Here is a 1255-nt window from a genome sequence, read left to right on the forward strand (position 1 = left end):
CTAGGGGAATCACTAATTTGTTCTCTTCTCCTATGGGTACTGAGATGTTTCAGTTCCCCACGTTTGCCCCACGCTTATGCGCGGTACCGAGGTGTTAACCCCGGTGGGTTGTCCCATTCGGAAATCTGCGGATCACGTCGTATGTGCCAATCCCCGCAGCTTATCGCAGCTTATCACGTCCTTCTTCGCCTCTTAGAGCCTAGGCATCCACCATGTGCCCTTATCTTGCTTTATCTAGATCTTCTCCTTTCCTATCGAAAAGCCTCCCACTTTCTATCGCAGAACCACTTCTCTACAAAAAAAAGAAAACTGACAGATATCAACAAACCTATCCGCCCGACCTATGCGGGCAGACGATTATATTCGTAACTCATTATATGATATATATACAGTATACTATTTCGTTATCGCTCGAGCTCAGAAAAAATCATATCACAAACACTCGCGTATCCAAAGCCCCAACGCCACTAAAGGCCGGACCCCAAACACACCAGTGCACCCACGCCAAATACACACATGCACATCCCCTCGGTCACCTCAACCACCCCACTCTCGCAGGGTAAGCAAAAAAGCACCAAAGGAAAAACAAACACGGCATACTTGATTCGGACATCATCACAATGTCAAAAACGAAAAGACAGCATCCAACGACACCGAACGCACCCAAACGATGCACACAAATGCCGTAGAACCAAACTCTGATCTTCTATAAATATTACTCGCGTGGCGTAGCATCCTCCCCTGAAGCCCCGAAAGGCCAAGAGAAAACACTACATCATCTTTTGTCTTTACTCTATTTCTAACGCTACCTCGGATCGTCCTATTAAAAACAACCCGAAGTATCTTCTACTTTGCCAACATGTCTATGATCTCTTGCGTTTCTTATAAAACAACTTGTGGAGGATATCGGAGTCGAACCGATGACCCCCTGCTTGCAAAACAGGTGCTCTGGCCAACTGAGCTAATCCCCCTACTTTATACCGGTCATACCTTAAAAGTAGGCCCAGGCAGAGTTGAACTGCCGACCTCTACATTATCAGTGTAGCGCTCTAACCAACTGAGCTATGAGCCTGGCTTACCACTCTTTCATCTAACCCAACACCTGGTGCACTACCTAGCGTCTAGGCGCCGGTGTAGTAAAATAGGGTATATCTTATAAGAAAAAAAACAAACAAGGACGACAAACAAGTAGACACGCAGGCTGTAGAGCATCACCAACGATCATTGCGATCACCAATGCCTCCACAGAAGACCC

The 1255-nt window shown here is 46.6% G+C and carries 2 tRNA genes and 1 rRNA gene; all 3 read right to left on the minus strand.

Annotated features, from left to right (window positions below):
* A 23S ribosomal RNA gene (locus AC1EK1_RS08320) occupies positions 1-235 on the minus strand; the annotation flags it as partial.
* Positions 236-897: 662 nt separating this feature from the next.
* Positions 898-971, minus strand: a tRNA-Ala gene (locus AC1EK1_RS08325).
* Positions 972-998: 27 nt separating this feature from the next.
* Positions 999-1072, minus strand: a tRNA-Ile gene (locus AC1EK1_RS08330).
* Between the last annotated feature and the right edge of the window lie 183 nt (positions 1073-1255).

It is taken from the genome of Porphyromonas sp. C0026D3, assembly GCF_056590775.1.